Origin of the sequence: Microbacterium sp. 16-032 (assembly GCF_041079455.1) — a bacterium.
GTDB lineage: Bacteria > Actinomycetota > Actinomycetes > Actinomycetales > Microbacteriaceae > Microbacterium > Microbacterium testaceum_A.
In genome coordinates this window covers 96,417-123,166 of sequence record NZ_JBFYGQ010000006.1, presented here as the reverse complement: position 1 = coordinate 123,166, position 26,750 = coordinate 96,417, and the positions used below count along the sequence as shown (strand labels likewise).

Genomic DNA, 26,750 nt, shown 5'->3' with positions numbered 1-26,750 from the left:
AGACCTCGAGGGTGCGACTGAAGCTGGACGTCCACCCAGAACAGGAGACGCGGATGACCGACACCGCACCCGCCCCCTCACGACGGCGCGAGAACACCCGGACGCGCCTCATGGACGCCGCCGCGGAGATGTTCGCCGAGGTCGGCATCGACGCGGCCTCGGTCGAGGCGATCTGCGACCGCGCCGGGTTCACGCGCGGCGCGTTCTACTCGAACTTCGGCTCGAAGGAAGAACTCTTCCTCGCCCTCTGCGCCCGCTCCGCCGAGACCACGATCGCCGCTGTCCGCGACCGGGTCACCTCGATCGAGGACCGCGGACTGGATGCCACGGGCGAAGTCCTCCATCTCGTCCAAGAAGTACTCGAGGTCGCGGGCGAGGACCGCCTCGACGTCCTCCTCGGCGCCGAGACCCGCGTGCAGGCCCTGCGCAACCCCGAGTTCGCGGCGGCCTACCTCTCATCGAACGGCGCCCTGTGCGACAGCGTCACGCAGCTCGTGCGCGACATCGCGGACGCGCGGGGGCTGACTCTGCGCCTGCCCGCGGACGCCGCGACGGAGCTTCTGCTGTCCGCCTGGATCTCGGCATCCGAGACCGCCGTCATGACGGGAACGTCACCCTCCGACGCGCGCGGTCAGCTGGGCGAGCGGCTCGCTCAGATCGTGCGACTCATCCTCGAGTGATCTCGAGAGCGGCGTAGCACCGCCGCAGCCGGTCCAGCCACCACTCCCGTCGATCGTCCGTCGCCGCCACCCGATCGAGGTCGGACACCGAGGGGCGGGGGCGCTCGAGCGGCAGCATTCCGCCGCGGGCCACGAGGGGGGATCCCACGACATCGACCGTGAACAGCGAGGCGGTGCCGAGTCCGCAGTCGTAGTCGAGGTCGGGCAGCGCCGCCGCCAGCGCCACCCCCATCGACAGGCCGATCGAGGTGTCCAGGGCGCTGGAGACGACGGCGGGCAGTCCCGCCTGCGCGACGATCTCTCGCGCCGCGTGGACGCCGCCGAGGGGCTGAGCCTTGATGACGAGCAGATCGGCGGCACCCGCACGCGCCACACGCAGGGGGTCGGCGGCCTTGCGGACGCTCTCGTCGGCCGCGATCGGGATGTCGAGATAGTCGATCCGCTCGCGCAGCTCGGCGAGCTCGTCGATCTCGGCGCAGGGCTGCTCGACGTACTCGAGGTCGAACTCGGCGAGGGCGTGGACCGCTCGCTCGGCCTCGTCGACGTTCCACGCACCGTTCGCGTCGACGCGCACCCGTCCCTCGGGCCCCATCGCCTCGCGGACCGCTCGGACGCGCGCCACGTCCGCGGCGAGCGTCTGGCCCGCCTCGGCGACCTTGACCTTGACCGTGCGGCATCCGTCATACCGGGCGAGGATCCTCGGCACTTCGGATGCCGCGACCGCGGGCATCGTCGCATTGACGGCGACGCGGTCGCGCACGGCCGGCGGTGACGGACGCCACCCGAAGTCGATGGCCCCGGCGAGCCAGGTCGCGGCTTCCGCATCGGCGTACTCGACGAACGGCGAGAACTCCGTCCACCCCTCGGGGCCCTCGAACACGAGCGCCTCTCGTGTCTCGATCCCCCGGAAGCGGGCGGCGAGCGGGAGGGAGACGACGCGCGCCGAGTCGAGGATCTCGGCGAGCGAGGGGAGGGCGACGGTGCTCATGCCCTCATCCTGCCGCTCAGCGCGGCCCGCCGCCGCCGAACCCGCCGAGCCAGAACGTCTGACGTTCGACGGTGTAGGAGGAGAGGTCGGGGGTGGACTCGAGCGACTCCTTCGCCGCCTCGGACTGCTCGTGGGTGCGTCGCGGGCCGAACAGGTAATCGCGCAGTCGCGCGAGCTTCGACATCTTCTTCGTCATGCTGACTCCGATCGTCGGGGCCTTCCCACGCTACGCGGCACCGAGCGGAGAATCCACCCGCCCGGGTGTCGGAGGGCGGGCATAGGCTGACGCCATGCTCTTCGATACCCCCGTCCGGCTCGGCGTGCAGATCCAGCCGCAGCACGTGCAGTACTCCGACATCCGCGACGCCGTCCTCCGTCTCGAAGAGATGGGCGTCGACGTCCTGTTCAACTGGGACCACTTCTATCCCCTCTACGGTGACCCCGAGGGTGAGCACTTCGAGTCGTGGACCATGCTCTCCGCCTGGGCCGAGCAGACCGAGCGCGTCGAGTTCGGCGCCCTCGTCAACTGCAACAGCTACCGCAATCCCGACCTGCAGGCGGACATGGCCCGCACCGTCGACCACATCAGCAAGAAGGGCGGCGACGCGGGTCGCTTCATCTTCGGCACGGGATCGGGATGGTTCCAGCGCGATTACGACGAGTACGGCTACGACTTCGGCACCGCCGGTTCGCGGCTCAACGCTCTGGCGACCGATCTTGACCGGGTCGTCGCGCGCTGGGGCAAGCTCAACCCGGCGCCCACCCGCAAGATCCCCGTCATGATCGGCGGTAAGGGGGAGCAGAAGACCCTGCGCATCGTCGCTCGTCACGCCGACATCTGGCACAGCTTCGTCACCCCCGACGAACTGCCGCACAAGTTTGGTGTGATCGAGAAGTGGGCCGAGGCAGAGCAGCGCGACCTGTCGGGCCTCGTCGTCTCGAACGAGCTCAAGGACCGAGACGAAGACGTGGCCGACGCCCTGTTCGACGCCGGAACCCGCCTTTTCACGCTCGGCTTCTCAGGTCCCGAGTGGGACTACTCGCTCGTCGAGCGCTGGCTGCGGTGGCGCGACAGCAAGAACGCGTGAACGGTGCGGCGCCCCGAGGATCTCGGGGCGCCGCCCGCTGTCACGGCTTGAACTGCGCGCCGCCGGACGTGCCCGTCCAGGTCTTCGCGGCCTCGCCGTTGTGGAACGCGGTCTCGCTCTGGTGGTTCATCGACCGCCGCGCGTCCTCGGACTGGTCGTGTGCGGGCGCCCCGAGAAAGTACTCGCGGATGCGGCCCAGGATCGACACTTTCTTCGTCATGCTGACTCCGATCGTCGGGGTCGTCCAGGCTACGGGGCATGGCGGCGGTCGTCCACCGCCTTCATGCCTGCTCTCGCGGCGACCCCCGCGCGTAGGCTGAACGGGTGACCGTCTCCGAGCTCTTCGACCCCGCGGAATGGACCCTGGCGCCCGGCGCCGAGGACTACACCGACATCACCGCCCACGTCACGCACGACGGTCGGGTCGCGCGTATCGCCTTCGATCGTCCCGAGGTGCGAAACGCGTTCCGCCCGCACACGGTCGACGAGCTGTACAGCGCCCTCGACATCGCGCGCCAGGATCATCGCATCGGCGTCGTCCTGCTCACCGGCAACGGCCCGAGCCCCAAGGACGGCGGCTGGGCGTTCTGCTCCGGTGGTGACCAGCGCATCCGCGGCCGCGACGGCTACAAGTACTCCGAAGACGAGACGACCGTGCACGACCCCGGTCGCGCGGGTCGCCTGCACATCCTCGAGGTGCAGCGGCTCATCCGGTTCATGCCGAAGGTCGTCATCGCGGTCGTCCCGGGGTGGGCGGCGGGTGGCGGGCACTCGCTCAACGTCGTGTGCGATCTCTCCATCGCGAGCGCCGAACACGGTCGTTTCAAGCAGACGGATGCCGACGTGGGCTCGTTCGACGCCGGGTACGGTTCCGCGTACTTCGCGCGCCAGATCGGCCAGAAGTTCGCGCGCGAGATCTTCTTCCTCGCCGAGGAGTACTCCGCCGAGCGCGCGTACGAGATGGGCGCGGTCAACCGCGTCGTGCCGCACGCCGAGCTCGAGCGCGAGGCCCTCTCGATGGCGCGCACGATCCTGACGAAATCGCCGACCGCGATCCGCATGCTCAAGTACGCCTTCAACGCCGTCGACGACGGTCTCGTCGGCCAGCAGTTGTTCGCCGGCGAGGCGACGCGCCTCGCCTACGGCACCGACGAAGCGGCCGAGGGGCGCGACTCGTTCCTCGAGAAGCGCGACCCCGACTGGTCCGACGTCCCGTGGCACTACTGACCGCCGGAGTCCCCTCGTGAGGCTCGAGCCGGCGGCATCCGACGATCCGCGCGACGTGCTGCGCGCTCTGCGGGCGGCCGTCCTCGGCGCTGGTCCCGCCGTGGCACTCGGCGGCTCGGACCTCGCCGGTGAGGTCCCCCCGGGGACGGCGGCGGTGGTCACGACCTCGGGGTCGACGGGTGTGCCCAAGTCGGTCGTGATCAGCCGCAACGCCCTCATCGCGAGTGCGTACGCCACGGCGGCGCGCATCGGCGAGGGCGCGTGGCTGCTCGCGGTCCCCGCCACCTACGTCGCCGGGGTGCAGGTGATCGTGCGGGCACTGCTGGCCGATCGAGAGCCCGCCGTCGTCGCGGGTCCGTTCCGCGCCGAGCCGTTCGCCGCGGCGGCCCTCGGTATGGCGTCGCACGTCGGCGGTGCCCGCGTCCCGAGCTACACCTCGCTCGTCCCCGCGCAGCTGCAGAGACTTCTGGATGCCGCCGAGCACGACGCCACCGTGGCGCAGGCCCTGCGTTCGTTCGAGGCCATCCTGATCGGAGGGCAAGCTCTGGCGCCGGCGGTGCGAGAGCGAGCGGAGGCGGCGGGAGCACGGATCGTGCGCACCTACGGCTCGAGCGAGACCAGCGGCGGGTGCGTCTACGACGGCGTCCCGCTCGACGGCGTGGGCGTCGCGATCGTCGACGGCGAGGTGCGCCTGTCGGGACCGACACTCGCCGAGGGCTACCTCGGCGACCCCGAGCGCACGGCATCCGTCTTCCCCTCCGATGCGGCCGGCACTCGGTGGTACCGCACGGGTGACGGGGGAGAGATCGTCTGCGGCGTGCTCAACGTCACCGGTCGCCTCGACAACGTCATCGTCTCGGGAGGGGTGAACGTCTCGCTCGACCGGGTCGAAGCGGCCGTGCGCGGCATCCCGGGCTTGGAATCCGCCGTCGTCGTGCCGATCCCGGACACGGACTGGGGCCAGGGGTCCGCCGTGGTGGTGCCCGGAATCGATCCGTCCCGAGAGCGCGAGGTGCTCGCCGCGGTGCGCGAGGTCGTCGGTGCGGCGGTCGGGGCCCCGGCACGACCGGCCCGCGTGATCGCGATCGCCGAGGTGCCCACCCTGCGCTCGGGCAAACCCGATCGGGCGACGCTGCGTCGACTCGTCGGCGAGGGCTCGCCGGACCCGCGGGATTAGACTGACCCCTCGTGGCAGCACAGTCTCGCAAGCGTCCGAACACCGCCAAGAAGCGTCATCCGGGCGGCAACCCGCAGAAGGCGAAGAGCGGTGCGCCGCAGGCGGTCACGCCCGCCACCGCGCGGGACTGGATCGCCGCCGCGCGCCTGCGCACGCTGCCGCTCGCCATCACCCCCGTGCTCATCGGTACGGGGGCTGCGACCCTCGTCGACGACCAGTTGCACGGGGTGATCGCCCTCGCGTGTCTCGCCGTCGCCTTCGCGCTGCAGATCGGCGTCAACTACGCCAACGACTACTCCGACGGCATCCGCGGCACCGATGACGTGCGTGTCGGCCCGTGGCGCCTCACCGGCGGCAAGAAGGCGAAGCCGCGGACCGTGCTGATCGTCGCGCTGTCGTTCTTCGCTCTCGCCGCGGTGATCGGGCTCGCCCTGGTGATCCGCACGGGGCAGTGGTGGCTTCTCCTCGTCGGCGCCGTGTGCATCGTCGCGGCCTGGTTCTACACCGGCGGCAAGCGTCCCTACGGCTACAACGCGATGGGCGAGATCTTCGTCTTCGTGTTCTTCGGCCTGGTCGCCACCCTCGGCACGACCTGGCTGCAGGTGCTGTCTCTGCCGCAAGAGGCGTGGTTCGGGGCGGTCGCCGCGGGGCTCCTCGCCTGCGCGGTGCTGCTGGCGAACAACCTGCGCGACATCGACCAGGACCGTCTCGCGGGAAAGCGCACCCTCTCGGTTCTCATCGGCCGTCGCGCGACCCAGGTGCTGTTCACGGTCTTCGTGCTCGCACCCTTCGCGATCGCCGCGTTCCTCGCCCTGGTCTACCCGCTGGCCTGGCTCGAGGGGATCCCGCTGCTCGGCGGGCTCGCCGCGATCCTCATCGTGTGGACCTACCGCGCCCCGCGCGAGCTGATCACCGCGCTCCAGGTGACGAGCTTCACCTCGGTGGCGTACGGCGCGGTCCTCTTCGCGGCGTTCGCGGTCTGACCCGCGCACGATCGGCGCCCGGGCTCAGGCGCGCGGAGCCTCGGGCGTCGCGTCCGGACCGTCGGTGCGCGTGGCATCCACCACCGCATCCTCGGCGTCGGCGTCGGTCTCGGCGCCCGTCCGGCGACCGGTCGTCGCGCGCTGCGCACGACGCTCGGCGAGACCGCCGGTGACCTTGGCGAGCGGGCGGCGCAGGAACAGCGTCGACAGGCTCAGCCCGATGAGTGCGGCGAAGATCGCTGCGAGCCACGGCAGCTCCTGGAAAACCGGGAACAGCAGCAGGATGCCGAGGGGCACGAGGAAGGCGAGCAGACGCAGCACCGTGTAGACGAGGGCCGAACGTGCACGCATGCCCCCAGTCTACGGCGGGCACCCACGGCCCCGATCCGGGTCGTTCGACGGCGGAAGACCGTGCGCCCACTCCGGGCCGCTGTCCAGCCGACGCACGTAGAATCAGGTCATGGCACGGTTGCTTCTCATCCTGGCGCTCGTGGCGACCGTCTTCTGGGTCTACACGATCGTGGACTGCGCCGTGCAGAGCCCCTCTCGTCACCGCGGCGTCAACAAGCCCGCGTGGATGGCGATCGTGATCCTTCTGCCCGTGCTCGGCGGCATCCTGTGGTTCGCCATCGGCCGCGGGCGCGCCACGCAGACGGTCGTTCGACGGGCTCCCGACGACGACCCTGAGTTCCTCGGCCGCATGACCGCCTCGGCGCGCGCCGACCAGGACGAGCGGATCCGTCGCCTCGAAGAAGAGCTGGCGCAGCTCGACTCCGAGGCCGAAGATCCCCAGCTTCCTCAGAAGACGACCGATCCGGGCGACACCCCCGGCAAGGGCGACGACGACACCCGCGACCAGCGCGGCGCCGTCGGCTGACCCGTGGTCGACACCGCGCGTACCGCCGCGCCCGCCACCGACGCGGCCGCGGCCCTGCTGGCCGGGCTCGTCTCTCGCGGCGTGCGGCACATCGTCGTCAGCCCGGGATCACGCTCCCAGGCGCTGGCCCTCGTCGCCGCCGAGCTCGAACGGGCGGGGCTCATTCATCTGCACGTGCGCATAGACGAGCGCGTCGCGGGCTTCACGGCCCTCGGGATCGGACGCGAGACCGGGATGCCGGCGGCCGTCGTCTGCACGTCGGGCACCGCCGTCGCGAACCTGGTGCCGGCCGCCCTCGAGGCGCATCACGCGGGTGTTCCCCTTCTGCTGCTCACCGCCGATCGCCCCCCGGAGCTACGCGGGGTGGGCGCCAACCAGACCACCCGACAGCCGGGACTGTTCCGTTCCGCCGTCCGGCTCGAAGCCGACCTCGCGGTTCCGGAGGCGACCGACGACGGCGCCACCGGCGAGCAGACCGCGGAGCTCGATGCGGTGGCCGCCGCAGCGCTCGCGGCCGCCCTTGGCGAGGGGGCCCGCGCGGCAGGGCCCGTGCACCTGAACGTGCCGTTCCGGGAGCCGCTCGCCGGCGCCGCGCCGGCGTGGCTCGCGGAGCGGGCGGCATCCGGTGCCGTTCCCGCCGAAGAGAACAGCGACGGCTCCGGGGCGCTCTACCAGGGCGGCGGGGGCATCGGCGAGGCCGATGTGGCACCTGTCGCCGAGGCGGCGCACGTGGTCGACCCCGGTCCGCGGACGGTGGTCGTCGCGGGCGCGGACGCCGGGGACGCGGCGGAGCAGTTCGCCCACGACGGCGGCTTCCCCCTCGTGGCGGAGATCGTCAGCGGCGCGCGCTTCGGGCGCCAGATCGTGCACGGCTACCGCGCCCTGCTGAGCGACCCCGAGCTCGGCGGCCGCGTCGAGCGCGTCGTCGTGTTCGGCCGTCCGACGCTCAGCCGCGAGGTCACGCGCCTGCTCATGCGCGACGACGTTGAAGTCCTCGCCGTGCGCGGGCCGGGCGAGCCCGTGAACCTGAACGGCTCGACGCTGGCGGTCGACGCGGTGCGAGTCGGCTCGGGAGCCGCTGACCGCGCGTGGCTCGGAGACTGGATGCGCGCCTCGCGCGCCGCCGCCGTCGACCTCTCGCCCCCGGCCCCCGACGCAGACGGACTCGCCTCCGCCGTGCCGCACGAACGGCTCGGCGCGATCAACGCCGAGGTCGAGGTCATGCGTGCACCCCTGGATCGCGCCGCCCTCGTCGACGCGCTGTGGCGCGCGAGCTGGCCCCACGATCGGCTCGTCTTCGGGTCCTCGCGCATCGTGCGCGTCGCCGACGAACTTCTGGGCGGCAAGAAGGTCGCCGTGCACTCGAACCGCGGCCTTGCGGGCATCGACGGAACCATCGCCACGGCCACGGGTGTCGCACTCGCCAGCCAGGTCGACGAACGCCCCGGCGTGACGCGTCTGCTCCTCGGCGATCTCGCGTTCCTGCACGACATGGGTGCGTTGCTCCTTCCCCCCGGCGAGATCGAGCCCCGCTTGCAGGTCGTGGTCGGAAACGACGGTGGGGGCACGATTTTCGACGGTCTCGAGGTCGCCACGGTCGCCGGTGACGACGCGATGTCGCGCGTGCAGTACACCCCGCAGACGGCCCGGCTCGAGCAGCTCGCTCTCGCGTTCGGGTGGGAGTACCACCGGTGCACCACGCGTGTCGCCCTCGACCAGGTGCTCACCGCTCCCACCGGCGGTCGGCAGCTGATCGAAGTGCCCCTTCCGCGCTGACCGAGCGGCATCCGCTTCCCGAGGCTCGGCATCGTCGTCAACGGGTGGCGGAGATTCCGGATGCCACGGCACGATGTCGGGATGAGCACGAGCAGCAGATGGTCCACGCCCGCCGCCGACGCCCTGCGCGTGGAGCCCGGATTCCGCCTCGCCGACATCGATCCGCGATCCACGCCCGGCTACGACGGCGACAAGGCCGACGGTCGCGCCGACCTCGACGCGGGCCGAGCGCCGTTGGAGGGGCTGCAGGAACGCCTCTTCGCGCAGAGCGTCGCGGGCACGGCCACGGGCTCGGTGCTGCTCGTGCTGCAGGCGATGGACACCGCGGGCAAGGGCGGGATCGTCCGGCATGTCGTGGGTGCCGTCGACCCCCAGGGCGTCGAACTGGCCTCGTTCAAGAAGCCCACCGCCGAGGAGCTCGAGCACGACTTCCTCTGGCGCATCGAGAAGCGACTGCCCGACGCGGGGCGCCTCGGCGTCTTCGATCGCTCGCACTATGAGGACGTCCTCATCGGTCGGGTGCGCGAGCTCGCGCCGCACGATGAGATCGAGCGCCGCTACGGCGCGATCGTCTCGTTCGAGGCGCAGGCCGCCGAGATGGGCATCCGCGTGGTGAAGGTCATGCTGCACATCTCGAAGGACGAGCAGCGCGAACGCCTCGCCGAGCGGCTCGAACGACCCGACAAGCACTGGAAGTACAACCCCTCCGACGTGGACGAGCGCGAGCTCTGGGACGCCTACATGGACGCGTACCAGGTCGCGATCGAGCGCACCTCGACGCCCGTCGCGCCGTGGCACGTCGTCCCGGCCGACCGCAAGTGGTACGCGCGCCTCGCCGTGCAGCAGCTGCTCATCGACGCCCTCGAAGACATCGATCCGCGGTGGCCCGCGGCCGACTACGACGTCGAGGTCGAGAAGGGCCGGCTCGCGAACTCCTGAGTCAGGCCAGCGCCTCGACGATCGGGCGGAACTTCACGCGCGTCTCGAGCAGCTCGGACTCCGGCACGCTGTCGGCGACGATGCCCGCGCCGGCGTAGGCGGTGATCGGCGCGGTCGGCGACGAGGGGGCGGCGCGGTCGATCTGCGCGCACCGCAGGGCGATGGCCCACTCGCCGTCGCCCGAGGCGGCCGTCCACCCGACCGCGCCGGCGTACCGGCCGCGGTCGAAGGGTTCGAGGCGACGGATGACGTCCATCGCCGCGGCGGTGGGGGTCCCCGCGACCGCGGCCGTCGGATGCAGCACCGAGATCAGGTCGAGTGAGGACGCGTCCTCGCTCAGCTCGCCCTCGACGTCGGTGGCCAGGTGCCAGACGTTCGGCAGCTTCAGGGTGAAGGGCTCATCCGCGGCGGCGAGCGCCGAGGTGTGGGGCCCGAGGGCCTTGAGCACGCTCTGCACGGCGAACCGGTGTTCGTCCTGGTCCTTCGTGCTCCGGGTGAGACCGATGGATGCCGCGACATCGGCGTCGGCGTCACCGCCGCGCGCGACGGTACCGGCGAGGACGCGAGCGGTCACCGTTCCGCCGGAGACGGTGACGAGGGTCTCGGGGCTCGCGCCGATGAGTCCGTCGACCGCGAAGACCCAGCAGTCGGGGTACCCCTCGAGCAGGGACCGGACGAGGCGCCGCAGGTCGGACCCGGCGGGGACGGTGCCCGTGATGTCGCGGGCGAGGACGACCTTGCCCACCTCGCGGCGGCCGATGGCCTCGATGGCCTGGCGGACGGCATCCTGATACTTCTCCGCCGTCTGCCGACCGGGGCCGAGCGTCGCGGACCAGTGCGGACCGAAGGGGGAGCGGGGTGGGAGCTCGGGTTCGGGCCCGTCGGGGGTGTCGTCGAAGGCGAGGCGGGTGACCCACGCACGGCCGCTGTGGCGACCGACGATCATGCCGGGCACGCGCAGGACGTTCTCGCGCTCCGAGTGCGGATCGAACACGAACGACCCGAATGCCACGAGGCCCGTGCCCGGCAGCTGCACGGGGTCGTCGATCTCGGCGGCGGCGGCGATCGCGCGCCACCGCTCCGAGATGGTGGCGTCGCCCGGCTGCTCTCCGGCGTACCGCAGCGTCAGCAGGTCGCCGAAGGCCGCGAGCGACTCTCCGCGGCGGCTCCAGAACAGGGGGTCGTACGGGGTCGTGTAGGCGAGGACATCGTCCATCGGGGGCAGCTCGCGCGTGACCACGCGCAGGCGGGGCACGACGTCTTCCGCGGGTTCGAGCACGTCTTTCAGCGTAGACCCGCGGGCGGCAGCGCGGCGGGACGGGTGACCGGGATGCTTCGGCGTCGAGCGAGACGGGGGTGGCCGAGCACGTTTTAGACTCCGAACATGGATCCTCGACCCGCCCCCGGCACCCGGCTGATGTTCGAGTGGCGCAAATGGGACGGCTCCCCGCACTGGGTGCAGGACAGCGTCTACCTCGGATCCGACGAGTGGGGCGAGTGGTTCGGCCAGCAGGTGGGGTGGCGCAGCGCGAGACCGGGCGCCGAGTTCGTCTGCCGGCAGCCGAACGTGACGCTCGTGCCGGCGACGGGGGACTGGGCGTTCACCCACAACGCCCATCCGCACCCGGTCGCGGTGTACATCGACCTGGCGTGGGACGTCCGCTGGCACGATGACGGCGTGCCACGCGGCATCGACATGGACCTCGACGTCGTGCGGCGCACCGACGAGCGCGGCACCTGGGTCGACGATCGCGACGAGTGGGACGAGCACCGCGTGCAGTACGGCTACCCGGCCGAGATCGTCGAGCACCTCGAGGCCACGGCCCTCGACCTCGAGCGGCGGGTGCTCGCGCGGGAGGCGCCGTTCTCGGACGAGGTGACCGGCCCCTGGCTCGAACGCCTCGCGTCGATGGCAACCCCCGACGACCGCCCCGCGGCACGCGCCTAGACTCGACGGGTGAGCAGCGACCCCAACCGCGCCGATCTCGGCAAAGACCCGAAGCGCGTCAGCGGAATGTTCGACCAGGTCGCCGCGGCCTACGACCGCACGAACTCCGTGCTCAGTCTCGGCAACGACCGCTTCTGGCGCGTCGCGACGCTGCGCGCGGTCGCTCCGCAGCGCGGGGAGCGCATCCTCGACCTGGCCGCCGGCACCGGCACCTCGTCGATGGCGTTCGTGTCGAGCGGGGCCCACGTGGTCGCCGCCGACTTCTCGCGCGGCATGATCGAGGAGGGACGCCGCCGTCACGGCGATGTGCCGAACCTCGAGTTCGTACAGGCCGACGCCACCGACCTGCCTTTCGCCGACGGCGAGTTCGACGCCGTGACGATGTCGTTCGGTCTGCGCAACGTCATCGACCCGCGTCGGGCCCTCCGCGAACTCCGCCGCGTGACCCGCCCCGGCGGGCGCATCGTGGTGTGCGAGTTCTCGCACCCGCCGTCCCGCGCGTTCAACGGTCTCTACCGCTTCTACAACGACCGGGTCCTCCCGATCGTCGCGAAGGCCGTCAGCTCGAACGCCGAGGCCTACGACTACCTCAACGAGTCGATCCGCGACTGGCCCGACCAGCCCACTCTCGCCGGATGGATGAGGGATGCCGGATGGGATGACGTGGCCTACCGCAACCTCACCTTCGGCATCGTCGCGCTGCACCGCGGCATCCGTCCCGCTTCTTAACCCCTGTCAACCGTCGAGATACCGTCGGCGGGCCCTCAGCGCGCCAGGATAGGCTGAAACCGTGACCCCGAGACCGCCCGCGGCCGGCACCCGCCTGTCGGGCAAGCTGGGCCTGAGTGACCGCATCTTCGCAGGCCTGCGTTCGCGCACCCTCCTCTCCACCGTCGAGGCGGGCCTCGCCCGCGTCGAGACCGAGCTCGAGGGCGAGGTGCGCAGCGCCGACAAGCTCGCCGACGTCACCGCCCGCTACCTCTACGAGGCCGGCGGCAAGCGTGTGCGACCGATGCTCGCCATCCTGACCGCGCAGCTCGGTCAGGGCACCACGAAAGAGGTCGTCGAGGTCGCCACGGCGCTCGAGCTGACCCATCTCGGCTCGCTGTACCACGACGACGTCATGGACGGCGCCGACAAGCGCCGCGGCGTCCCGAGCGCGCAGACGGTGTGGGGCAACAACATCGCCATCCTCACCGGCGACCTGCTCTTCGCCCGCGCGAGCCAGCTCATGGCCCGCCGCGGTGAGCGCGCGATCCAGCTGCAGGCCGACACCTTCGAGCGCCTCGTGCTCGGGCAGATGCACGAGACCGTGGGCCCGCAGGAGGGCGACGAGCCCGTCGACTTCTACCTCAAGGTGCTCGCAGACAAGACCGGTTCGCTCATCGCCGCGGCCGCGCAGTCGGGTGTCATCTACTCGGGTGCACCCGAGGAGTTCGAGCAGCCCATGGTCGTGTTCGGAGAGAAGGCCGGAGTCGCCTTCCAGTTGCTCGACGACGTGATCGACCTGTCGCCGGATCCCTCCGAGACCGGCAAGGTCCCCGGAACCGACCTGCGCGCCGGTGTTCCGACCATGCCGTACCTGCTGCTCGGGCACCGCTCCGACGCGGCATCCGCCGATCTCCGCGCCCGCATCGACGAAGGTCAGCAGCGCATCGCCGCCGGCGCCGACTCGTCGGTGCTCGACGGACCGCTCGCCGAACTGCGCGAGCACGACACCACGCACGAGACCCTGCGCCTCGCGCACCAGTGGTCGCAAGAGGCGATCGACGCCCTCGCGCCGCTGCCCGACGGCGCCGTGCGCGAAGCGTTGACGCGCTTCGCCCGCGCCGTGGCCGACCGCTCGGCCTGACCCTTTCCCCACCCCCCCCGATCGCGATCGAGAGGAACCCATGACGAAGCTGCGCCTCGCCATCGTCGGAGCCGGCCCCGCCGGCATCTACGCCGCCGACATCCTGCTGAAGTCCGAGCGTCAGTTCGACGTCTCCATCGACCTGTTCGAGCAGCTCCCGGCGCCCTACGGCCTGGTCCGCTACGGCGTCGCCCCCGACCACCCGCGCATCAAGGGCGTCGTCACGGCGCTGCGCGAAGTGCTCGACCGCGGCGACATCCGCATCTTCGGCAACGTGCGCTTCGGCGAGGACATCACCCTCGACGACCTGAAGAAGCACTACAACGCCGTCATCTTCTCGACCGGCGCGATCCGCGACGCCGACCTCGACATCCCCGGAATCGACGCGAAGGGCTCCTACGGCGCCGCCGACTTCGTCAGCTGGTTCGACGGCCACCCCGACGTGCCGCGCGAGTGGCCGCTCGAGGCCGAGTCGGTCGCCGTGATCGGCAACGGCAACGTCGCCCTCGACGTGACCCGCATGCTGGCCAAGCACGCCGACGACCTGCTGCCCACCGAGGTGCCCGACAACGTGTACCAGGGGCTCAAGGCCTCTCCGGTCACCGACGTCCACGTCTTCGGTCGTCGAGGTCCCGCCCAGGTGAAGTTCACCCCGCTGGAGCTCCGCGAGCTCGGCGAGCTGCGCGACGTCGACATGGTCGTCTACGACGAGGACTTCGACTACGACGAGGCCTCGAAGACCGCCATCGAGACCAACAAGCAGGTCAAGGTCATCGACCGCGTGCTGCAGCAGTGGCGCACCCGCCCGGGCGTGAACAACGCCGGGGGCGAGGCGTCGCGCCGCCTGCACCTCCACTTCTGGGCGAAGCCCGTCGAGGTCGTCACCGACGACGAGGGCCGGGTGGCCGCCTTCCGCTACGAGCGCACGAAGCCCGACGCCGAGGGCGGAGTCGTCGGCACCGGCGAGATCCGCGAGGTCCCCATCCAGGCGCTGTACCGCGCGGTCGGCTACTTCGGCTCGCCCCTGAAGGACGTCCCCTTCGACGAGCAGCACGGCGTCATCCCCAACCACGAGGGTCAGGTGCTCTCGGCCGACTCGAACTCCCGACTGCCCGGCGTCTACGCCACCGGCTGGATCAAGCGCGGTCCCGTCGGCCTCATCGGACACACCAAGTCGGATGCCATGGAGACGGTGCGCCACGTCATCAATGACCAGGCGGAGTGGTGGCGGCCCGAGCACCCCGAGGAAGAGGCCATCCCGGCTCTGCTCGAGGAGCGTGGCGTGCGCTGGACCGACCTCGACGGCTGGCACCGCCTCGACGAGCACGAGGTCGCGCTCGGCGCTCCGCACGAGCGCGCGCGCATCAAGGTCGTGCCCCGCGACGAGATGATCAAGATCTCGCGCGGCGAGTAGCCCTCCCCGCTGAAGAGCCGCCCCGTCATCGCGACGCGGGCGGCTCTTCGCGAAAACGCCCGTCGTAGGCTGGGGCGATGGGGGAGTGGCGACCGGACGTCCTCGGCGACGGGTTCGAGCAGCAGACGCTGCCTCTCGGCGACGACGCCGAGGGCGAGGTCGTCGCGACGCTGGTCCGCTCCCGACCGCACCCCGGCGCGCGCCTCTTCGGCGACCTGCGCGACACCGACGTCCTCTACGTGCACGGCTGGTCGGACTACTTCTTCCAGACCGACCTCGCGCGCTTTTTCGCCGACCGCGGGGCGCGCTTCTACGCCCTCGACCTGCGCAAGTACGGCCGGAGTCTGCGGCCCGGGCAGGCTCCGGGATACATCGCAGCCCTCGACGTCTACGACGCCGACATCGGGGCGGCCCTCGACGCCATGGCCACGAAACGAGAGAACCGACGCCTGCTTCTGCTCGGCCACAGCACGGGGGGACTCACCCTCACGCTCTGGGCCGCGCGGCATCCCGGCGTCGCCGACGCCCTCGTGCTGAACAGCCCGTGGCTCGAACTGCAGCTCGGTCCGCTCGGACGTCAGGCCCTGGCGCCGATCGTCAACGCGCGCGCCCGCTTCGACCCCCTCGGCACGCATCCGGTGGTTGACCTCGGCTTCTACACGCGGGCGCAACGCGATCTGGGCACTCTGCCCGACAGCCCCGAGGGCTGGCGACCGCCGCAGGGGTTTCCGACCCACCCCGGGTGGCTCGCGGCGATCATCGCGGGGCACGCGCGGGTGGCATCCGGAGTCGACGTCGGCTGCCCGGCGCTTGTGCTGCTGTCGGCGAGGTCCACGCCGGCACTCACCTGGAACGACGCGATGCGCGAGACCGACTCGGTGCTCGTGGTCGACGACATCGCCCGTTCGGCGACCCGCATCGCGCGAACCGTCACCATCGCCCGGATCGATGGGGCGCTGCACGACGTGTTCTTATCCGCCCCGGATGCCAGGGCTCGGGCCTTCGACGCACTCGCGGCCTGGACGAGAGGTCTAGCGTAGAACGCGTTCGAAGGAGCTCCATGACCCCCACCGCCGCGACCGAGCGCTACCGCGCCGCCCGTGACCACCTTTTCGCCGTCCGCACCGATCCCGCCGCCGCCGCGGACTTCGTCTGGCCGAGCTTCGAGGGGGCGTTCAACTGGGCGATCGACTGGTTCGACCCGATGGCCCGCGGCAACGACGGCACGGCGCTGATCGTCGTCGACGATGACGGAACGCACCACGAGCGCACGTTCGACGAGCTCGCGCGGCGCTCCGACCAGGTCGCCGCGTGGCTCGAGACGCGGGGCGTCCGCCGCGGCGAGACCGTGCTGCTCATGCTCGACAACCAGGTGGAGCTGTGGGAAGCCATGCTCGGCATCATGAAGCTCGGCGGCGTCATCGCCCCGACAACCACGGCGCTCGGCTCGGTCGACCTCGCCGACCGCATCGAGCGCGCCGAGATCCGCCACGTCGTCGTCGGAGCGGCGGATGCCGCCAAGTTCGACGACCTGCCCGAGGGTCTCGGTCGCATCGTCGTCGGTGGCGAGCACACGGGATGGGCGACCTACTCGGACGCCTTCGCCGTCGAGGCGGAGCCCGCTCGGCATCCGGGGACCACTGCCGACGAGCGCCTGCTGCTGTACTTCACCTCAGGGACGACCTCGAAGCCCAAGCTCGTCGAGCACACGCACTCGTCGTACCCGGTCGGTCACCTCAGCACGATGTACTGGCTGGGGCTGCAGCCCGGCGACGTGCACCTCGCGATCAGCTCGCCCGGGTGGGCCAAGCACGCGTGGAGCCTGTTCTTCGCGCCGTGGATCGCCGGGGCGACAGTGCTCGCCCTGAACTATTCGCGCTTCTCGGCGGAGCGCCTGCTCATCGAGCTCGAGAACGACCGCGTGACGACCTTCTGCGCGCCGCCGACGGTGTGGCGCATGCTCATCCAGGCCGATCTGACCGGGCGCCGCGGGTCGCTGCGCGAGGTCGTGTCGGCGGGTGAGCCGCTCAATCCCGAGGTCATCGCCTCGGTGCAGCGCGCGTGGGGCCTCGACATCCGCGACGGGTACGGGCAGACCGAGATGACCGCGGTCGTCGCCAACACCCCGGGCGCCGACCTCGTTCCGGGCTCGATGGGGCGGCCCCTGCCCGGGTGCCCGGTCGTGCTCGTCGACCCGGTGACGGGCGAGCGCGCCGACGAGGGCGAGATCTGCATCGACCTCACCGAGCGGCCCGTCAACCTCATGACGGGGTACGTGGGCGACCCCGGGCGCAACGCCGAGGCGTTCGCCGACGGGCTCTTCCACACCGGCGATGTGGCGCGGCGCGATGAGACGGGCAGCATCACCTACATCGGCCGCACCGATGACGTCTTCAAGGCTTCGGACTACAAGATCAGCCCGTTCGAGCTCGAGAGCGTGCTGATCGAGCATCCGGCGGTCATGGAGGCCGCGGTCGTGCCCGCACCCGACGAGCTGCGCCTCGCGGTGCCGAAGGCCTACATCGTGCTCGCCGGCGGGCACGAGGCGGGCGAAGAGGTCGCCCTCGACATCCTGCGCTTCGCGCGCGAGCGGCTCGCCCCGTTCCAGCGGGTGCGCCGCGTCGAGTTCTTCGAGCTGCCCAAGACAATCTCGGGCAAGATCCGCCGCGTCGAACTGCGCCAGCGCGAAGAGGCGGTGTTCCGCGGAGAGATCGACTGCGTCGAGTGGACGGATGCCGCGCTGCGGGGCGATCGCTGACGCGCAAGCCCCTCGCGGCGTCCGTCGTCGCGTGTGAGCATCGATGCATGGAAAAGGATCAGAAGCAGCCGTTCGAGAACCCTTCCGTCGATGACGACAGCGACATGCCCTCGCGGATGGAGGAGCGCAACCTCGGTCGCGAGACCGAGCGCGAGATCACCCAGATGATCAACGGCATCGAGGGCTGACACACTCGTCTGCATGGCTGAACCGCTCGACGACGGACCGTTCTTCCACGGTACGAAGGCCGACCTGCGGGTGGGCGATCTGCTGACGCCCGGGTTCCGGTCGAACTACCGCCCCGAGGTGACGATGAACCACGTCTACTTCACCTCGCGCCTCGACGGCGCGGGTCTCGCCGCAGAGATCATTCCGGGCGAGGCCCCGCCGCGCGTCTACGAGGTCGAGCCGACGGGATCGTTCGAAGACGACCCGAACGTGACCGACAAGAAGTTCCCCGGCAATCCGACGCGTTCGTTCCGCTCCGCGGCTCCGCTGCGCATCGTCGCCGAGCGCGACGACTGGACCCGGCTGACGCCGGAGATCCTCGCCTGGTGGCGGCACCGCCTCGCCGAGATGCGCGACGAGAACGCCGAGATCATCAACTGAGGGGTCTGCTCACACCGGCTCGGTCGTGCGGATGAGCCCGCAGTTCACGCACGACCACGCGACGAGGAACCGCTCGTCGTCGAGGATCTCGAAGCGCAGGGGGTCGCCGCACGTCGGGCACGTGAGCGGGCTGAGGGGCTGTTCCATCGGGCTCTCCGCGCTCACCGTGCGAAGGTCACGTGCACGACACCGGACTCGGCGACCTCCGAGGTGACGGTGTAGTCCTCGTCGAGGTTGCGCAGGTCGTCCCAGAGGCGGCCGCCGCGGCCGAGGATCACGGGGCGGACGGCCACGTGCAGACGGTCGACGAGACCCGCGGCCAGCGCGGACCGCACCGTCGACAGGCCACCGCCGACCCGCACGTCGGCGCCGTTCGCGAGATCGGTTGCCCGGGCCACGGCATCCGCGATGCTCTCCGACGAGAACTCGAACCGGGTGCCGTTGGCGAAGGAGAGGGGTTCGCGCTCGCGGTGCGTGAGCACGATCACCGGCACCTCGAACGGTGGTTCGTCACCCCACCAGCCGCGCCAGTCCGGATCGTCGGGAAAGGAGTGCAGACCGAACATCGCCGCGCCCATCACCTCGGCGCCGATGCCCTCGAAGTACGCGGCCGTGTATCGGTCGTCCACGCCGGTCGTGCCCGCTCCGGAGGTGTCGCGGAAGACGCGCTCGCGGAAGGTCTTCGTCGCCATGTAGTCGGCGACGAGCCGGCCCCAGTCCTCACCCATGGGATTCTCGGGCGTGGGGTCGGCGGGCATCGCCACGCCATCGAGCGAGATGTTCAGATCGACTCGGACGGCCATGGGAGCAGTCTCTCGCAGGCTGCCCCTCAGAGGAAAGGCGCGATGATGTAGGTGAGCACAACCGCGACGGATGCCCCAAGTGCTACACCGGCCGCGGCCCGCGCGAGTGCTCGACGGTGTCGTGTAGCCGTGACACGGGAGGAGTAGCCCAGAGTCAGAGCCGCACCGACTATTCCCGCCGCCGCGCACATCACCCCGACCATCCACGCGCTGACCGCGGGCAACCCTTCGATCTGCGGCTGGGACGCGAACTGCGCTCCGACCCAGAGGCCCACCGCACCGAACATTGCCCCCGCAAGCGACAATCCGGCCCCCACAGCATATGGTGCAAGCAGATGGGGGAGCGTTGAGGCGGAGAGACGACCACCCGAGGGTCAGCGGTAGTTCGTGAACTGCAGGTCGACGTCGAGGTCGGCCGCCTTGAGCAGGCGCTGCACTTCCTGCAGGTCGTCGCGCGACTTCGACTGCACGCGCAATTCGTCGCCCTGGATCTGCGACTTGACGCCCTTGGGGCCCTCGTCGCGGATGATCTTGTTCACCTTCTTGGCGTTCTCCTGCGAGATGCCCTCTTTGAGGGTGGAGGTGATGCGGTACTCCTTGCCGCTCTGCACGGGCTCGCCCGTCTCGAGGCTCTTCAGCGAGATACCGCGCTTGATCAACTTGGTCTGGAAGACGTCGAGCACGGCGTTGGCGCGCTCCTCGGAGTTCGCCTTGATGACGATCGAATCGCCGCTCCAAGCGATGGACGCGTCGGTGCCCTTGAAGTCGTAGCGCTGCTCTACCTCTTTGTGCGCCTGGTTGAGCGCGTTGTCGGCTTCCTGCCGGTCGATCTTGGAGACGATGTCGAACGAAGAATCAGCCATGGTTCAAATCTACCGGGGGATGCGCCGGAGCGCCCGAGGATCGCGGGCGGCCCCGCAGGAGCGGCGCGCTCGTAGACTCGGATGCCATGCGAGCACTCACCGAAGAAGAGGTGCGGGCGGCGTTCGTGAACGCCGCCCCCGACGAGCTGCGAGTGGTCGAGCTCCCGCACGATTTCCTGCTGACCGACTGGGACCACCTCGACTTCTTGGCGTGGCGCGACCCGCGTACCCGCGGTCGCGGCTACATCGTCACCGAGCGGGACGGAGAGCCCACCGCGATCGTGCTGCGCGCGGCCGAGGGTCAGTCCCGCGCGCGGTCGGCGATGTGCAACCTCTGCCACACGATGCAGCCGGGCGATCAGGTGTCGCTGTTCACCGCCCGCAAAGCGGGCACCGCGGGCGAGCACGGCGACACCGTGGGCACTTACATCTGCGCCGACATGTCGTGTCACGAGACGGTGCGCCTGGCCGCCCCGCTCGCTCCGAGCGAGATCCGCGCGAGCGTCGACCGCAAGATCGACGGCACCAAGCGCCGCACCGAAGACTTCGTCTCCCGCGTGCTCGACGCCGCCGAGGTGTCGCGGTGACCGGTCGGGTCGTCGTCATCGGCGACGCGCTGATCGACGAGATCCGCGACGAGGCCGGTGTCCGCGAGTTCGTCGGAGGAGCGGGACTGAATGCGGCCGTGGGTCTCTCTCGGCTGGGGGTGCCGGCATCCCTCATCGCCATGGTCGGAGACGACGACGCGGGGGAGCAGATCCGCGCCTTCCTCGACGAGCACGATGTCGACCTGCTCGCTAGCCCCGCGGAGCACGGGTCGTCGCGCGCCGTGAGCACGCGCTCGCCGCAGGGTGAGCCCGTCTACGTCTTCAACGAGGCCGCCCAGAACCGTCGCGTCGCCTACGGTAACGCCGAGCGTGTGGCGATCGCCGACGCCCCCATGGTCGTGGTCAGCTGTTTCCCCTTCGACGACGCTCAGCAGACCGACCTGCTCATCGAGGCCACGGCATCCGCCTCGACCCCGCTCGCGATCGACCCGAACCCGCGCAGCGGAATGCTCCGCGATCGGGCCGAGTTCGTGCGCGGGTTCGAGAAAGCGGCGTCCGGCGCCCTGCTCGTGAAGGTCGGTGAGGACGACGCGCAGCTGCTCTACGGGACGCCGCTCGACGAGCTCCGCACGAAGCTCGGGGGCCTCGGCGTGGGGGCCGTGCTCGCGACCTACGGCGCCGGCGGGGCAGTGATCGACGCGGGGGAGACGACCGTCTCGCGAGGGATCTCCGATCTTCCCGGGCGCATCGTCGACACGATGGGCGGCGGCGACGCCGTGCTCGCCACCACCGCCGCGCTCGTCCGAGACCGACTCCCCGCGGACGCGGAGGAGTGGGATGCCGTGCTCGCGCGCGCCATGGATGTCGCTGCCGCGACCTGTCGCCACGAGGGTGCTCTGCTGCGTACGCCCGAGTGAGGGCGTCGATGGTTTCGAGCATCCCCCGGGGGATAGTAGAGTGGTCTATCGCGCCTCCGGTCGACTGCTAAAGCCGGACGGGTGCGCACCTGGCGAGTTACCCAAGCGGCCAAAGGGATCTGACTGTAAATCAGACTGCATTGCATTCGGGGGTTCGAATCCCTCACTCGCCACCACGAAGAAAGGGCACCCGGATCGGGTGCCCTTTTCTCGTTCCCGGCGCGGGCCGGACTCAGCTCTTCGCCAGGAGCGCCTTCGACTTCGTCTCGAGGAAGGCGACGAGCGCGCCGAGCACGTTGACCTCGTTGCCGAGGTTGACCAGGGCGACCGCGCCGAGCTCGATGGTGGCGTCGCGCGCCTCCATCGTCGCCTTCCAGCTGCCGTCGCCGCCCGTGATGGGCTGGAGGTAGGTGATGGTTTTGGCCTCGCTGAGGTCGACGACGATGAGCCCGGTGTCGGGGTCGGCGTCATCCTCTTGATCGAGGACGCGGATGTCGCTGCCGGTGAGGTAGCCGAGCTCACGGAATTCGGTGAGCCATGCTTCGAGCAGCGACTTGTCGAGCAGCGTTCGTACCGGCACGGGCCTCTCCGATCCATTCGCGCGAATGTGACGCGCCCGAACAGTATGACGGGTGCGGAGCGGGGCTGGATCGATCGTGCGGAAGGTGGTATCAGGCGGCGCGGACGGGGCGACCGGCGGTGCGGGTCGTGCGGGCCGCGGCGGCGTGGCTCGCCCCTTCGGCGGCCTCCCACGTGCGGGCGTCGATGACCAGGCCCGACGCGGCGTTCGCCTGATCGGCGAGCGAGCGCAGGTAGTCGCCCGCGAGCTGCTCGGGCTCGACTGCGTCGAAGACGAATCGCAGGGGAATGGACGGCTGCAGCCAGATGGTGGAACGGCCGGCCTCGTCGGCGGTTCCCGTCCAGGTCAGCGTGAAGGATTCTCCGCGCCGCAGTTTGGTCGAGGTGATGACTTTGATGTACCCCATCAGGCGATCGGGCAGAACAATGGGGTCCGTGTCGGATCCGTAGAACAACGTGGCCATGGCGATCTCCTTCGCTTGGGGTCGACGGGCTGATCACTAAGGTAGCACGTATTTCGCGAAATTAATTAATTTCGCAAAATATTTGAGATGTTCACTATGGTGGAGATGTGGCCGGCCGGGCCGCGAGGAGGAGGTGGCGGAAATGACACAGTCCTCTGCGTTGACCCTGGCGCTGGACGAGTACGTCGGAGCGCGTGACGAGATGGCAGCGAAGGCGCGATCCGATCTCGGCGTCAGCGAGCTCGAAGCGGCCGCTCTGTGCTGCATTTGCGACGAGCCCGGCATTCGACCCTCGCATCTGCGCTCGCGCCTCGGTGTGACCCCCGCAGGGGTCACGACCCTCGTCGACCGGCTCATCGGTCGTGGGCTGCTGCGCCGCGAACTCGACGCCGCGGATCGTCGCGTCAACCACATCTACCTCGAGGTCGACCTCGACGCCGAGCCCTGGAGCGCGCTGCGCCGGTTCCCGACCGAGGTCGAGGCGGCGGTGGGCCTGGAGTCGCGCGAGGTGGCGGAGGCCGCCGCGGCGCTGCTGCGCCGGATCACCGAACGCGTTCGCTCGCGGGCCTGAGGCGACCGGCCTCGATGCGGATCACGTGGTCCGCCTCGTCGATCAACCGCTCGTCGTGACTGACGCACACCACGGCTGCCCCGCGTGAGATCTCGCTGCTGATCGCGGCGCGATTGAGCTCGGCGCTCGCCGCGTCGAGACCCGTGGTCGGTTCGTCGAGCAGAAGGATGTCCGCTGCACGGGCGAGTCCCTGCGCGAGGAGCGCACGCTGCCGTTGCCCGCCCGAGAGGGACGAGAACGGATGCCGCGCGAGGGGTGCCACGTCGAGTCTTCGCATCGCGTGATCCACGGAGTCCCGGTGCGCGCGCGTGAGGCGCCGAGAGGCGCGGAGGCGGCCCCAGGCTCCGACGGTGACGACGTCGCGGACGGTGAGGGGGAGGTGTTCCGCGACGGCGGCACGCTGCGGCACGAAGGCGCGCGATCGACCATCGACCTCGAGTGAGCCGGATGCCGGCGGGCGGGCGCCGGCGAGCGCCTCGAGCAGCGTCGACTTCCCCGCGCCGTTGGGGCCGACAATCACGGTGAGGGCCGCGTCGGGGATGTCGAGGTCGACGTCGTCGAGCGCGACGACCCCGGGGAATTCGACGCGGAGACCGCGAGCGCGCAGGGCACATGTCGTCATGGCATCCATCATATGAGTTTGATAACCGTTCTCAGTTAACGCTACGGTCGGACATCGTGTCCTGGCTCCTCGATCCCTTCTCGCTCGTCTTCGTGCAGCGCGCCCTTCTGGGCGGCGTGCTCGTCGCCGTGCTGTGCGCGGTGGCCGGCACGTGGGTGATCGTGCGGGGGATGGCCTTCCTGGGCGAGGCGCTGGCCCACGGCATGCTCCCCGGCGTGGCACTGGCCACGGTGCTGGGGCTCCCCGTGCTGGCGGGTGCGGCGGTCAGCGCCGTCGTGATGAGCCTCGGCATCGGCGTTCTGCAGCGCCGCGCGAAGGTGTCGTACGACACGAGCATCGGGTTGCTCTTCGTCGGCATGCTCGCACTCGGGGTGATCGTCATCTCGCACGCGGGGAGCTTCGCGACGGATGCCACGGCCATCCTGTTCGGCGACATCCTGGCGGTCACCGCCGCCGACCTCATCGTGCTCGCCGTCGCGGTCGCCCTGGGGATCGCCGCCGCAGCCCTGGCGCACCGCTCCCTCATCGCCCTCGCGATCGACGAGCGTGTCGCGCGCGTCCTCGGCCTCCGTCCGCGCGTGGCGCAGACGGTGCTCGTGGGCCTCGTGACCCTCGCGGTCGTCGCGTCGTACCAGGCCGTCGGTTCGCTGCTCGTCGTGGGCCTGCTCGTCGCCCCGGCCGTGGCCGCGCGGCAATGGACCGAGCGCATCCCCTCGACCATGGTGCTCGCCGCCGCCATCGGCGCTCTCGCCGTCGCCGTCGGTCTCGTCGCGTCGTGGCACGCGGCGACGGCAGCCGGGGCGACGATCGCCGCCACCGCGATCGCGGCCGCCGGCGTCTCGTGGCTCCTGCGCCGGGCGACGAACGAGGTGCGCAGCCGCCCCTTCGCGGCCCCGCCCGCGCCCGCCTGACTCCCTGTCCCGCTCCACCTGGAAAGCCCCCATGTCTCATTCCTCCCGCCGCCTCGCGCCCGTCGGCGTCCTCCTCCTGCTCGCTCTGGCCGGCTGCGCCGCCCCGCCAGCGCCGTCCGCCTCGACAGCCGCCCCCGAATCCGACGCGCACGGTCGGATCGACGGCGCCGCGGAAGTGGCGGAGCCCGCGCTCGGTCTGACCTCCATCGACGCAGGCGGCCGCGTCTCGCACCTCGACCTGCTCGACGAGACCACGGCCGAGCTGGGGGTCGTCCGCGCGCCCGCCGCGGTGCACTCCGACGGTCGCTACCTCTTCTCGGCCGACGACGACGGTGTCTCGATCGTCGACAGCGGGGTGTGGACCTGGGACCACGTCGACCACTTCCACTACTACCGGGCGCCCGCGCGCGTGCTCGATGAGGTCGCGGGGGAGGGCGTCGCCACGATCGCGACATCCAACTCGTCGACCTCGGGGGGTACGGGCGTGTTCTTCCCGGGCTCCGGCGAGGCGGTTCTGCTCGATACCGAAGCGCTGTCGAAGGGCGAGGTCGTCGAGAAGTTCCGCATGACGACGACAGCGGGTGCGGGTCTCGTCGCCCCGGTCGGTTCCTTCGCGGCGGTCGCCGCCGGGGGAGAGGTGTCGCTGCGCGCGGCCGACGGCGCCCCGCTCGGCCCGACGACGCCGTGCATCGACCCGGCGGGTACGATCACGACCCGCGTCGGAGCGGTGATCGGATGCCGCGACGGCGCCGTCCTTGCGAGCGTCGAGGGCGATCAGCCGGTCGTCGAGGTCGTCCCGTACCCGCCGGGCACCACCGCGCCGCGGGCGACGGCTTTCCACAACCGCGAGGGGCGACCCCGCGTCGCAGCTCTCGCCGGAGACGTCGGGATCTGGATCCTGGACACTCGCGCGCGCACGTGGACCCTTCTTCCCGCGCCCGAGCCGCTCGTTCAGGTCACCGCCGTCGACGACAAGACCGCGAACGTCCTGGCGCTGAGCGCCGGTGGCCGGGCGCTCACGCTGGACGGCGACAGCGGCGCGGTGCGCGCGGCATCCGTCCCCCTCGTCTCGGAGAGTCTCGCCGCGGGGCTTCCCGTGACACTCGTCGCCGACCAACAGCGCGCGTACCTCAACGGGCCCGCCGAGGGCCGGTTGTGGGAGATCGATTTCGCCGACGGCGCGCGCATCGCGCGCGAGTTCACCCCCGAGCGCTCGCCGCTCTTCTTCGCAGAGACGGGACGCTGACATGCGCCGTACCCTCGCCGCCCTCGCCGCGGCAGCCCTGCTGTGCCTGACCGGGTGCGCCGGCAGCGCGGCATCCGACCGCCCTCTGGTCGTGGTGACCACGAACATCCTGGGCGACGTGGTGTCGAATCTCGTCGGCGATGACGTCGACGTGATGACTCTGATGCGCCCGGGCACCGACCCGCACTCGTTCGAGATCTCGGCCGCGGAGGCCGCGCGTATGCGCTCGGCGGACCTGCTGGTCGCGAACGGTCTGGGCCTCGAAGAGGGCCTGCAGCACCACCTCGACGCCGCGGCCGCCGACGGCGTGAGCACGATGGTCGCCGGTGACGCCGTCACCGTGCTGCCCTACACCTCGGCCGCCGCCGACGGGGCGGACGATCCGCACTTCTGGACCGACCCCGCGCAGATGATCGCCGTCGTCGACCGCCTCACCCCGGAGCTCGAGAAGCTCGGCGGGGCCGCGGTCGCCGAGCGATCGGCCGCCTACCGCGCGCAGCTCGAGCAGCTCGACGCCGACATGACCGCGGCCTTCGCCGCAATTCCCGCCGAACGCCGGGCGCTGGTCACCAACCACCACGTGTTCGGCTACCTCGCCGCTCGCTTCGACTTCCGCCTCATCGGGGCCGTGATCCCCGGCGGCACCACCCTCGCCGCCCCGAGCACGAGCGACCTCGCCGACCTCGTCTCGGCCATCGACGAGGCGAAGGTGCCGACGATCTTCGCCGAGTCGTCGTCTCCCGACCGCCTCGTCCGCGCCCTCGCCGACGAGGCCGACCGCCACGTCGAGGTGACCGAGCTGTTCACCGAATCGCTGACCGACGCGAGCGGTGACGCCCCCGACTACCTGACCATGATGCGCGTGAACACGCAGCGCATCGCCACCGGGCTCTCACCCTGACGAGACCCA

At 70.7% G+C, this 26,750-nt stretch carries 33 protein-coding genes and 1 tRNA gene; 23 read left to right on the top strand and 11 right to left on the bottom strand.

From position 1 onward, the window contains the following. The first annotated feature begins 53 nt into the window (after nt 1-53). Nucleotides 54-680 carry a TetR/AcrR family transcriptional regulator gene (locus AB6V31_RS14240; protein ID WP_056223974.1) on the top strand — a complete coding sequence of 209 codons (627 nt, stop codon included), beginning with the start codon at nt 54-56 and terminating at the stop codon, nt 678-680. On the opposite strand, the gene AB6V31_RS14235 is transcribed toward AB6V31_RS14240, so the two are convergent. Together AB6V31_RS14235 and AB6V31_RS14230 are read right to left on the bottom strand one after the other, a co-directional pair. Continuing rightward, the gene (locus AB6V31_RS14235) at nt 667-1,668 is read right to left on the bottom strand and encodes an o-succinylbenzoate synthase (RefSeq protein ID WP_369366413.1); all 1,002 of its coding nucleotides are present in this window, start codon (nt 1,666-1,668) and stop codon (nt 667-669) included. The genes AB6V31_RS14240 and AB6V31_RS14235 overlap by 14 nt on opposite strands. A 16-nt stretch (nt 1,669-1,684) precedes the next feature. After that, complete coding sequence (locus AB6V31_RS14230) at nt 1,685-1,864, bottom strand: hypothetical protein (RefSeq protein ID WP_056223970.1); 180 nt, start codon at nt 1,862-1,864, stop codon at nt 1,685-1,687. Between the two features lie 94 nt (nt 1,865-1,958). On the opposite strand from AB6V31_RS14230, the gene AB6V31_RS14225 reads away from it, so the two are divergent. Next, complete coding sequence (locus tag AB6V31_RS14225) at nt 1,959-2,756, top strand: LLM class F420-dependent oxidoreductase (RefSeq protein WP_369366411.1); 798 nt, start codon at nt 1,959-1,961, stop codon at nt 2,754-2,756. 40 nt (nt 2,757-2,796) lie between these two features. Here AB6V31_RS14225 and AB6V31_RS14220 read toward each other — a convergent pair whose 3' ends face one another. After that, nucleotides 2,797-2,976 (bottom strand): hypothetical protein, encoded by a 180-nt coding sequence (locus tag AB6V31_RS14220; RefSeq protein WP_074695406.1) that lies wholly within the window; start codon nt 2,974-2,976, stop codon nt 2,797-2,799. Between the two features lie 104 nt (nt 2,977-3,080). Here AB6V31_RS14220 and AB6V31_RS14215 point away from each other — a divergent pair, with 104 nt between their 5' ends. Genes AB6V31_RS14215 through AB6V31_RS14205 form a run of 3 tightly spaced genes read left to right on the top strand, consistent with a single transcriptional unit; the run spans nt 3,081 to nt 6,143 of the window. Beyond that, a complete protein-coding gene (locus AB6V31_RS14215) occupies nt 3,081-3,983 on the top strand; it encodes a 1,4-dihydroxy-2-naphthoyl-CoA synthase (RefSeq protein ID WP_369366408.1) in 903 nt (300 codons plus the stop codon). Nucleotides 3,984-3,999: 16 nt separating this feature from the next. Next, a complete protein-coding gene (locus tag AB6V31_RS14210) occupies nt 4,000-5,160 on the top strand; it encodes an AMP-binding protein (RefSeq protein WP_369366406.1) in 1,161 nt (386 codons plus the stop codon). An 11-nt stretch (nt 5,161-5,171) separates the two neighbouring features. Then, complete coding sequence (locus tag AB6V31_RS14205) at nt 5,172-6,143, top strand: 1,4-dihydroxy-2-naphthoate polyprenyltransferase (protein ID WP_369366404.1); 972 nt, start codon at nt 5,172-5,174, stop codon at nt 6,141-6,143. A gap of 24 nt (nt 6,144-6,167) precedes the next feature. On the opposite strand, the gene AB6V31_RS14200 is transcribed toward AB6V31_RS14205, so the two are convergent. Beyond that, nucleotides 6,168-6,494 (bottom strand): DUF4229 domain-containing protein, encoded by a 327-nt coding sequence (locus tag AB6V31_RS14200; protein WP_056223956.1) that lies wholly within the window; start codon nt 6,492-6,494, stop codon nt 6,168-6,170. Nucleotides 6,495-6,603: 109 nt separating this feature from the next. Between AB6V31_RS14200 and AB6V31_RS14195 the strand changes: the two genes are divergently transcribed. The 3 genes from AB6V31_RS14195 to AB6V31_RS14185 all read left to right on the top strand — a co-directional run bounded on the left by AB6V31_RS14195 (nt 6,604) and on the right by AB6V31_RS14185 (nt 9,735). Next, nucleotides 6,604-7,020, top strand: a complete 417-nt coding sequence (locus AB6V31_RS14195; protein WP_056223954.1) for a PLDc N-terminal domain-containing protein — start codon at nt 6,604-6,606, stop codon at nt 7,018-7,020. A gap of 3 nt (nt 7,021-7,023) precedes the next feature. Continuing rightward, a complete protein-coding gene (gene menD, locus AB6V31_RS14190; RefSeq protein WP_369366401.1) occupies nt 7,024-8,796 on the top strand; it encodes a 2-succinyl-5-enolpyruvyl-6-hydroxy-3-cyclohexene-1-carboxylic-acid synthase in 1,773 nt (590 codons plus the stop codon). Nucleotides 8,797-8,877: 81 nt separating this feature from the next. Continuing rightward, nucleotides 8,878-9,735, top strand: a complete 858-nt coding sequence (locus AB6V31_RS14185) for a polyphosphate kinase 2 family protein (protein ID WP_369366399.1) — start codon at nt 8,878-8,880, stop codon at nt 9,733-9,735. A gap of 1 nt (nt 9,736) precedes the next feature. On the opposite strand, the gene AB6V31_RS14180 is transcribed toward AB6V31_RS14185, so the two are convergent. Beyond that, nucleotides 9,737-10,951: an isochorismate synthase MenF gene (locus AB6V31_RS14180; RefSeq protein WP_056224213.1), complete on the bottom strand. Its 1,215-nt coding sequence runs from the start codon at nt 10,949-10,951 to the stop codon at nt 9,737-9,739. 168 nt (nt 10,952-11,119) lie between these two features. Here AB6V31_RS14180 and AB6V31_RS14175 point away from each other — a divergent pair, with 168 nt between their 5' ends. The 8 genes from AB6V31_RS14175 (at nt 11,120) to arr (ending at nt 18,316) form a co-directional block, all read left to right on the top strand. Continuing rightward, nucleotides 11,120-11,683: a DUF402 domain-containing protein gene (locus AB6V31_RS14175; protein ID WP_369366397.1), complete on the top strand. Its 564-nt coding sequence runs from the start codon at nt 11,120-11,122 to the stop codon at nt 11,681-11,683. Nucleotides 11,684-11,692: 9 nt separating this feature from the next. Beyond that, the gene (locus AB6V31_RS14170; protein WP_369366394.1) at nt 11,693-12,412 is read left to right on the top strand and encodes a demethylmenaquinone methyltransferase; all 720 of its coding nucleotides are present in this window, start codon (nt 11,693-11,695) and stop codon (nt 12,410-12,412) included. Nucleotides 12,413-12,473: 61 nt separating this feature from the next. Then, on the top strand, nt 12,474-13,535 hold the full coding sequence (locus AB6V31_RS14165; RefSeq protein ID WP_056223945.1) for a polyprenyl synthetase family protein: 1,062 nt from the start codon (nt 12,474-12,476) through the stop codon (nt 13,533-13,535). A 40-nt stretch (nt 13,536-13,575) separates the two neighbouring features. Next, on the top strand, nt 13,576-14,949 hold the full coding sequence (locus AB6V31_RS14160; protein WP_056223943.1) for an FAD-dependent oxidoreductase: 1,374 nt from the start codon (nt 13,576-13,578) through the stop codon (nt 14,947-14,949). Between the two features lie 77 nt (nt 14,950-15,026). Continuing rightward, nucleotides 15,027-15,989, top strand: coding sequence for an alpha/beta hydrolase (locus tag AB6V31_RS14155; RefSeq protein WP_369366391.1), 963 nt, complete (start codon nt 15,027-15,029; stop codon nt 15,987-15,989). A 20-nt stretch (nt 15,990-16,009) separates the two neighbouring features. Next, nucleotides 16,010-17,707: an AMP-binding protein gene (locus AB6V31_RS14150; RefSeq protein WP_369366389.1), complete on the top strand. Its 1,698-nt coding sequence runs from the start codon at nt 16,010-16,012 to the stop codon at nt 17,705-17,707. Nucleotides 17,708-17,754: 47 nt separating this feature from the next. Next, on the top strand, nt 17,755-17,895 hold the full coding sequence (locus AB6V31_RS14145; protein WP_279366214.1) for a hypothetical protein: 141 nt from the start codon (nt 17,755-17,757) through the stop codon (nt 17,893-17,895). Between the two features lie 13 nt (nt 17,896-17,908). After that, complete coding sequence (arr, locus tag AB6V31_RS14140) at nt 17,909-18,316, top strand: NAD(+)--rifampin ADP-ribosyltransferase (RefSeq protein WP_369366387.1); 408 nt, start codon at nt 17,909-17,911, stop codon at nt 18,314-18,316. 9 nt (nt 18,317-18,325) lie between these two features. Here the strand turns inward: arr and AB6V31_RS14135 are convergent, their stop codons facing one another. From AB6V31_RS14135 to AB6V31_RS14125, 3 genes are all read right to left on the bottom strand, one after another. Continuing rightward, nucleotides 18,326-18,463, bottom strand: a complete 138-nt coding sequence (locus tag AB6V31_RS14135; RefSeq protein WP_186316699.1) for a hypothetical protein — start codon at nt 18,461-18,463, stop codon at nt 18,326-18,328. Nucleotides 18,464-18,477: 14 nt separating this feature from the next. Next, nucleotides 18,478-19,119, bottom strand: a complete 642-nt coding sequence (locus AB6V31_RS14130; RefSeq protein ID WP_369366385.1) for a dihydrofolate reductase family protein — start codon at nt 19,117-19,119, stop codon at nt 18,478-18,480. A gap of 374 nt (nt 19,120-19,493) precedes the next feature. Next, the gene (locus AB6V31_RS14125; protein WP_056223933.1) at nt 19,494-19,982 is read right to left on the bottom strand and encodes a YajQ family cyclic di-GMP-binding protein; all 489 of its coding nucleotides are present in this window, start codon (nt 19,980-19,982) and stop codon (nt 19,494-19,496) included. A gap of 86 nt (nt 19,983-20,068) precedes the next feature. Between AB6V31_RS14125 and AB6V31_RS14120 the strand changes: the two genes are divergently transcribed. From AB6V31_RS14120 to AB6V31_RS14110, 3 genes are all read left to right on the top strand, one after another. Then, on the top strand, nt 20,069-20,569 hold the full coding sequence (locus AB6V31_RS14120) for an FBP domain-containing protein (RefSeq protein ID WP_369366383.1): 501 nt from the start codon (nt 20,069-20,071) through the stop codon (nt 20,567-20,569). Continuing rightward, entirely contained in the window at nt 20,566-21,447 is an 882-nt protein-coding gene (locus AB6V31_RS14115; protein WP_369366381.1) for a PfkB family carbohydrate kinase, read from the top strand. Before AB6V31_RS14120 ends, AB6V31_RS14115 begins: the two co-directional genes overlap by 4 nt. Nucleotides 21,448-21,538: 91 nt before the next feature. Then, a tRNA-Tyr gene (locus AB6V31_RS14110) sits at nt 21,539-21,623 on the top strand. Between the two features lie 56 nt (nt 21,624-21,679). On the opposite strand, the gene AB6V31_RS14105 is transcribed toward AB6V31_RS14110, so the two are convergent. Together AB6V31_RS14105 and AB6V31_RS14100 are read right to left on the bottom strand one after the other, a co-directional pair. Further along, on the bottom strand, nt 21,680-22,027 hold the full coding sequence (locus tag AB6V31_RS14105; protein WP_056223927.1) for a hypothetical protein: 348 nt from the start codon (nt 22,025-22,027) through the stop codon (nt 21,680-21,682). A gap of 91 nt (nt 22,028-22,118) precedes the next feature. Continuing rightward, nucleotides 22,119-22,490, bottom strand: a complete 372-nt coding sequence (locus tag AB6V31_RS14100) for a hypothetical protein (protein ID WP_369366378.1) — start codon at nt 22,488-22,490, stop codon at nt 22,119-22,121. A gap of 142 nt (nt 22,491-22,632) precedes the next feature. Between AB6V31_RS14100 and AB6V31_RS14095 the strand changes: the two genes are divergently transcribed. After that, nucleotides 22,633-23,061, top strand: a complete 429-nt coding sequence (locus AB6V31_RS14095) for a MarR family winged helix-turn-helix transcriptional regulator (RefSeq protein WP_082450257.1) — start codon at nt 22,633-22,635, stop codon at nt 23,059-23,061. On the opposite strand, the gene aztA is transcribed toward AB6V31_RS14095, so the two are convergent. Beyond that, on the bottom strand, nt 23,033-23,683 hold the full coding sequence (gene aztA, locus AB6V31_RS14090; RefSeq protein WP_369366376.1) for a zinc ABC transporter ATP-binding protein AztA: 651 nt from the start codon (nt 23,681-23,683) through the stop codon (nt 23,033-23,035). The genes AB6V31_RS14095 and aztA overlap by 29 nt on opposite strands. Before the next feature lie 56 nt (nt 23,684-23,739). Between aztA and aztB the strand changes: the two genes are divergently transcribed. Genes aztB through aztC form a run of 3 tightly spaced genes read left to right on the top strand, consistent with a single transcriptional unit; the run spans nt 23,740 to nt 26,741 of the window. After that, complete coding sequence (aztB, locus tag AB6V31_RS14085; RefSeq protein ID WP_369366374.1) at nt 23,740-24,594, top strand: zinc ABC transporter permease AztB; 855 nt, start codon at nt 23,740-23,742, stop codon at nt 24,592-24,594. Between the two features lie 31 nt (nt 24,595-24,625). Then, nucleotides 24,626-25,840: a hypothetical protein gene (locus AB6V31_RS14080; protein WP_056223917.1), complete on the top strand. Its 1,215-nt coding sequence runs from the start codon at nt 24,626-24,628 to the stop codon at nt 25,838-25,840. A gap of 1 nt (nt 25,841) precedes the next feature. Further along, a complete protein-coding gene (gene aztC / locus AB6V31_RS14075; RefSeq protein ID WP_369366372.1) occupies nt 25,842-26,741 on the top strand; it encodes a zinc ABC transporter substrate-binding protein AztC in 900 nt (299 codons plus the stop codon). The last annotated feature ends 9 nt before the right edge of the window (nt 26,742-26,750 follow it).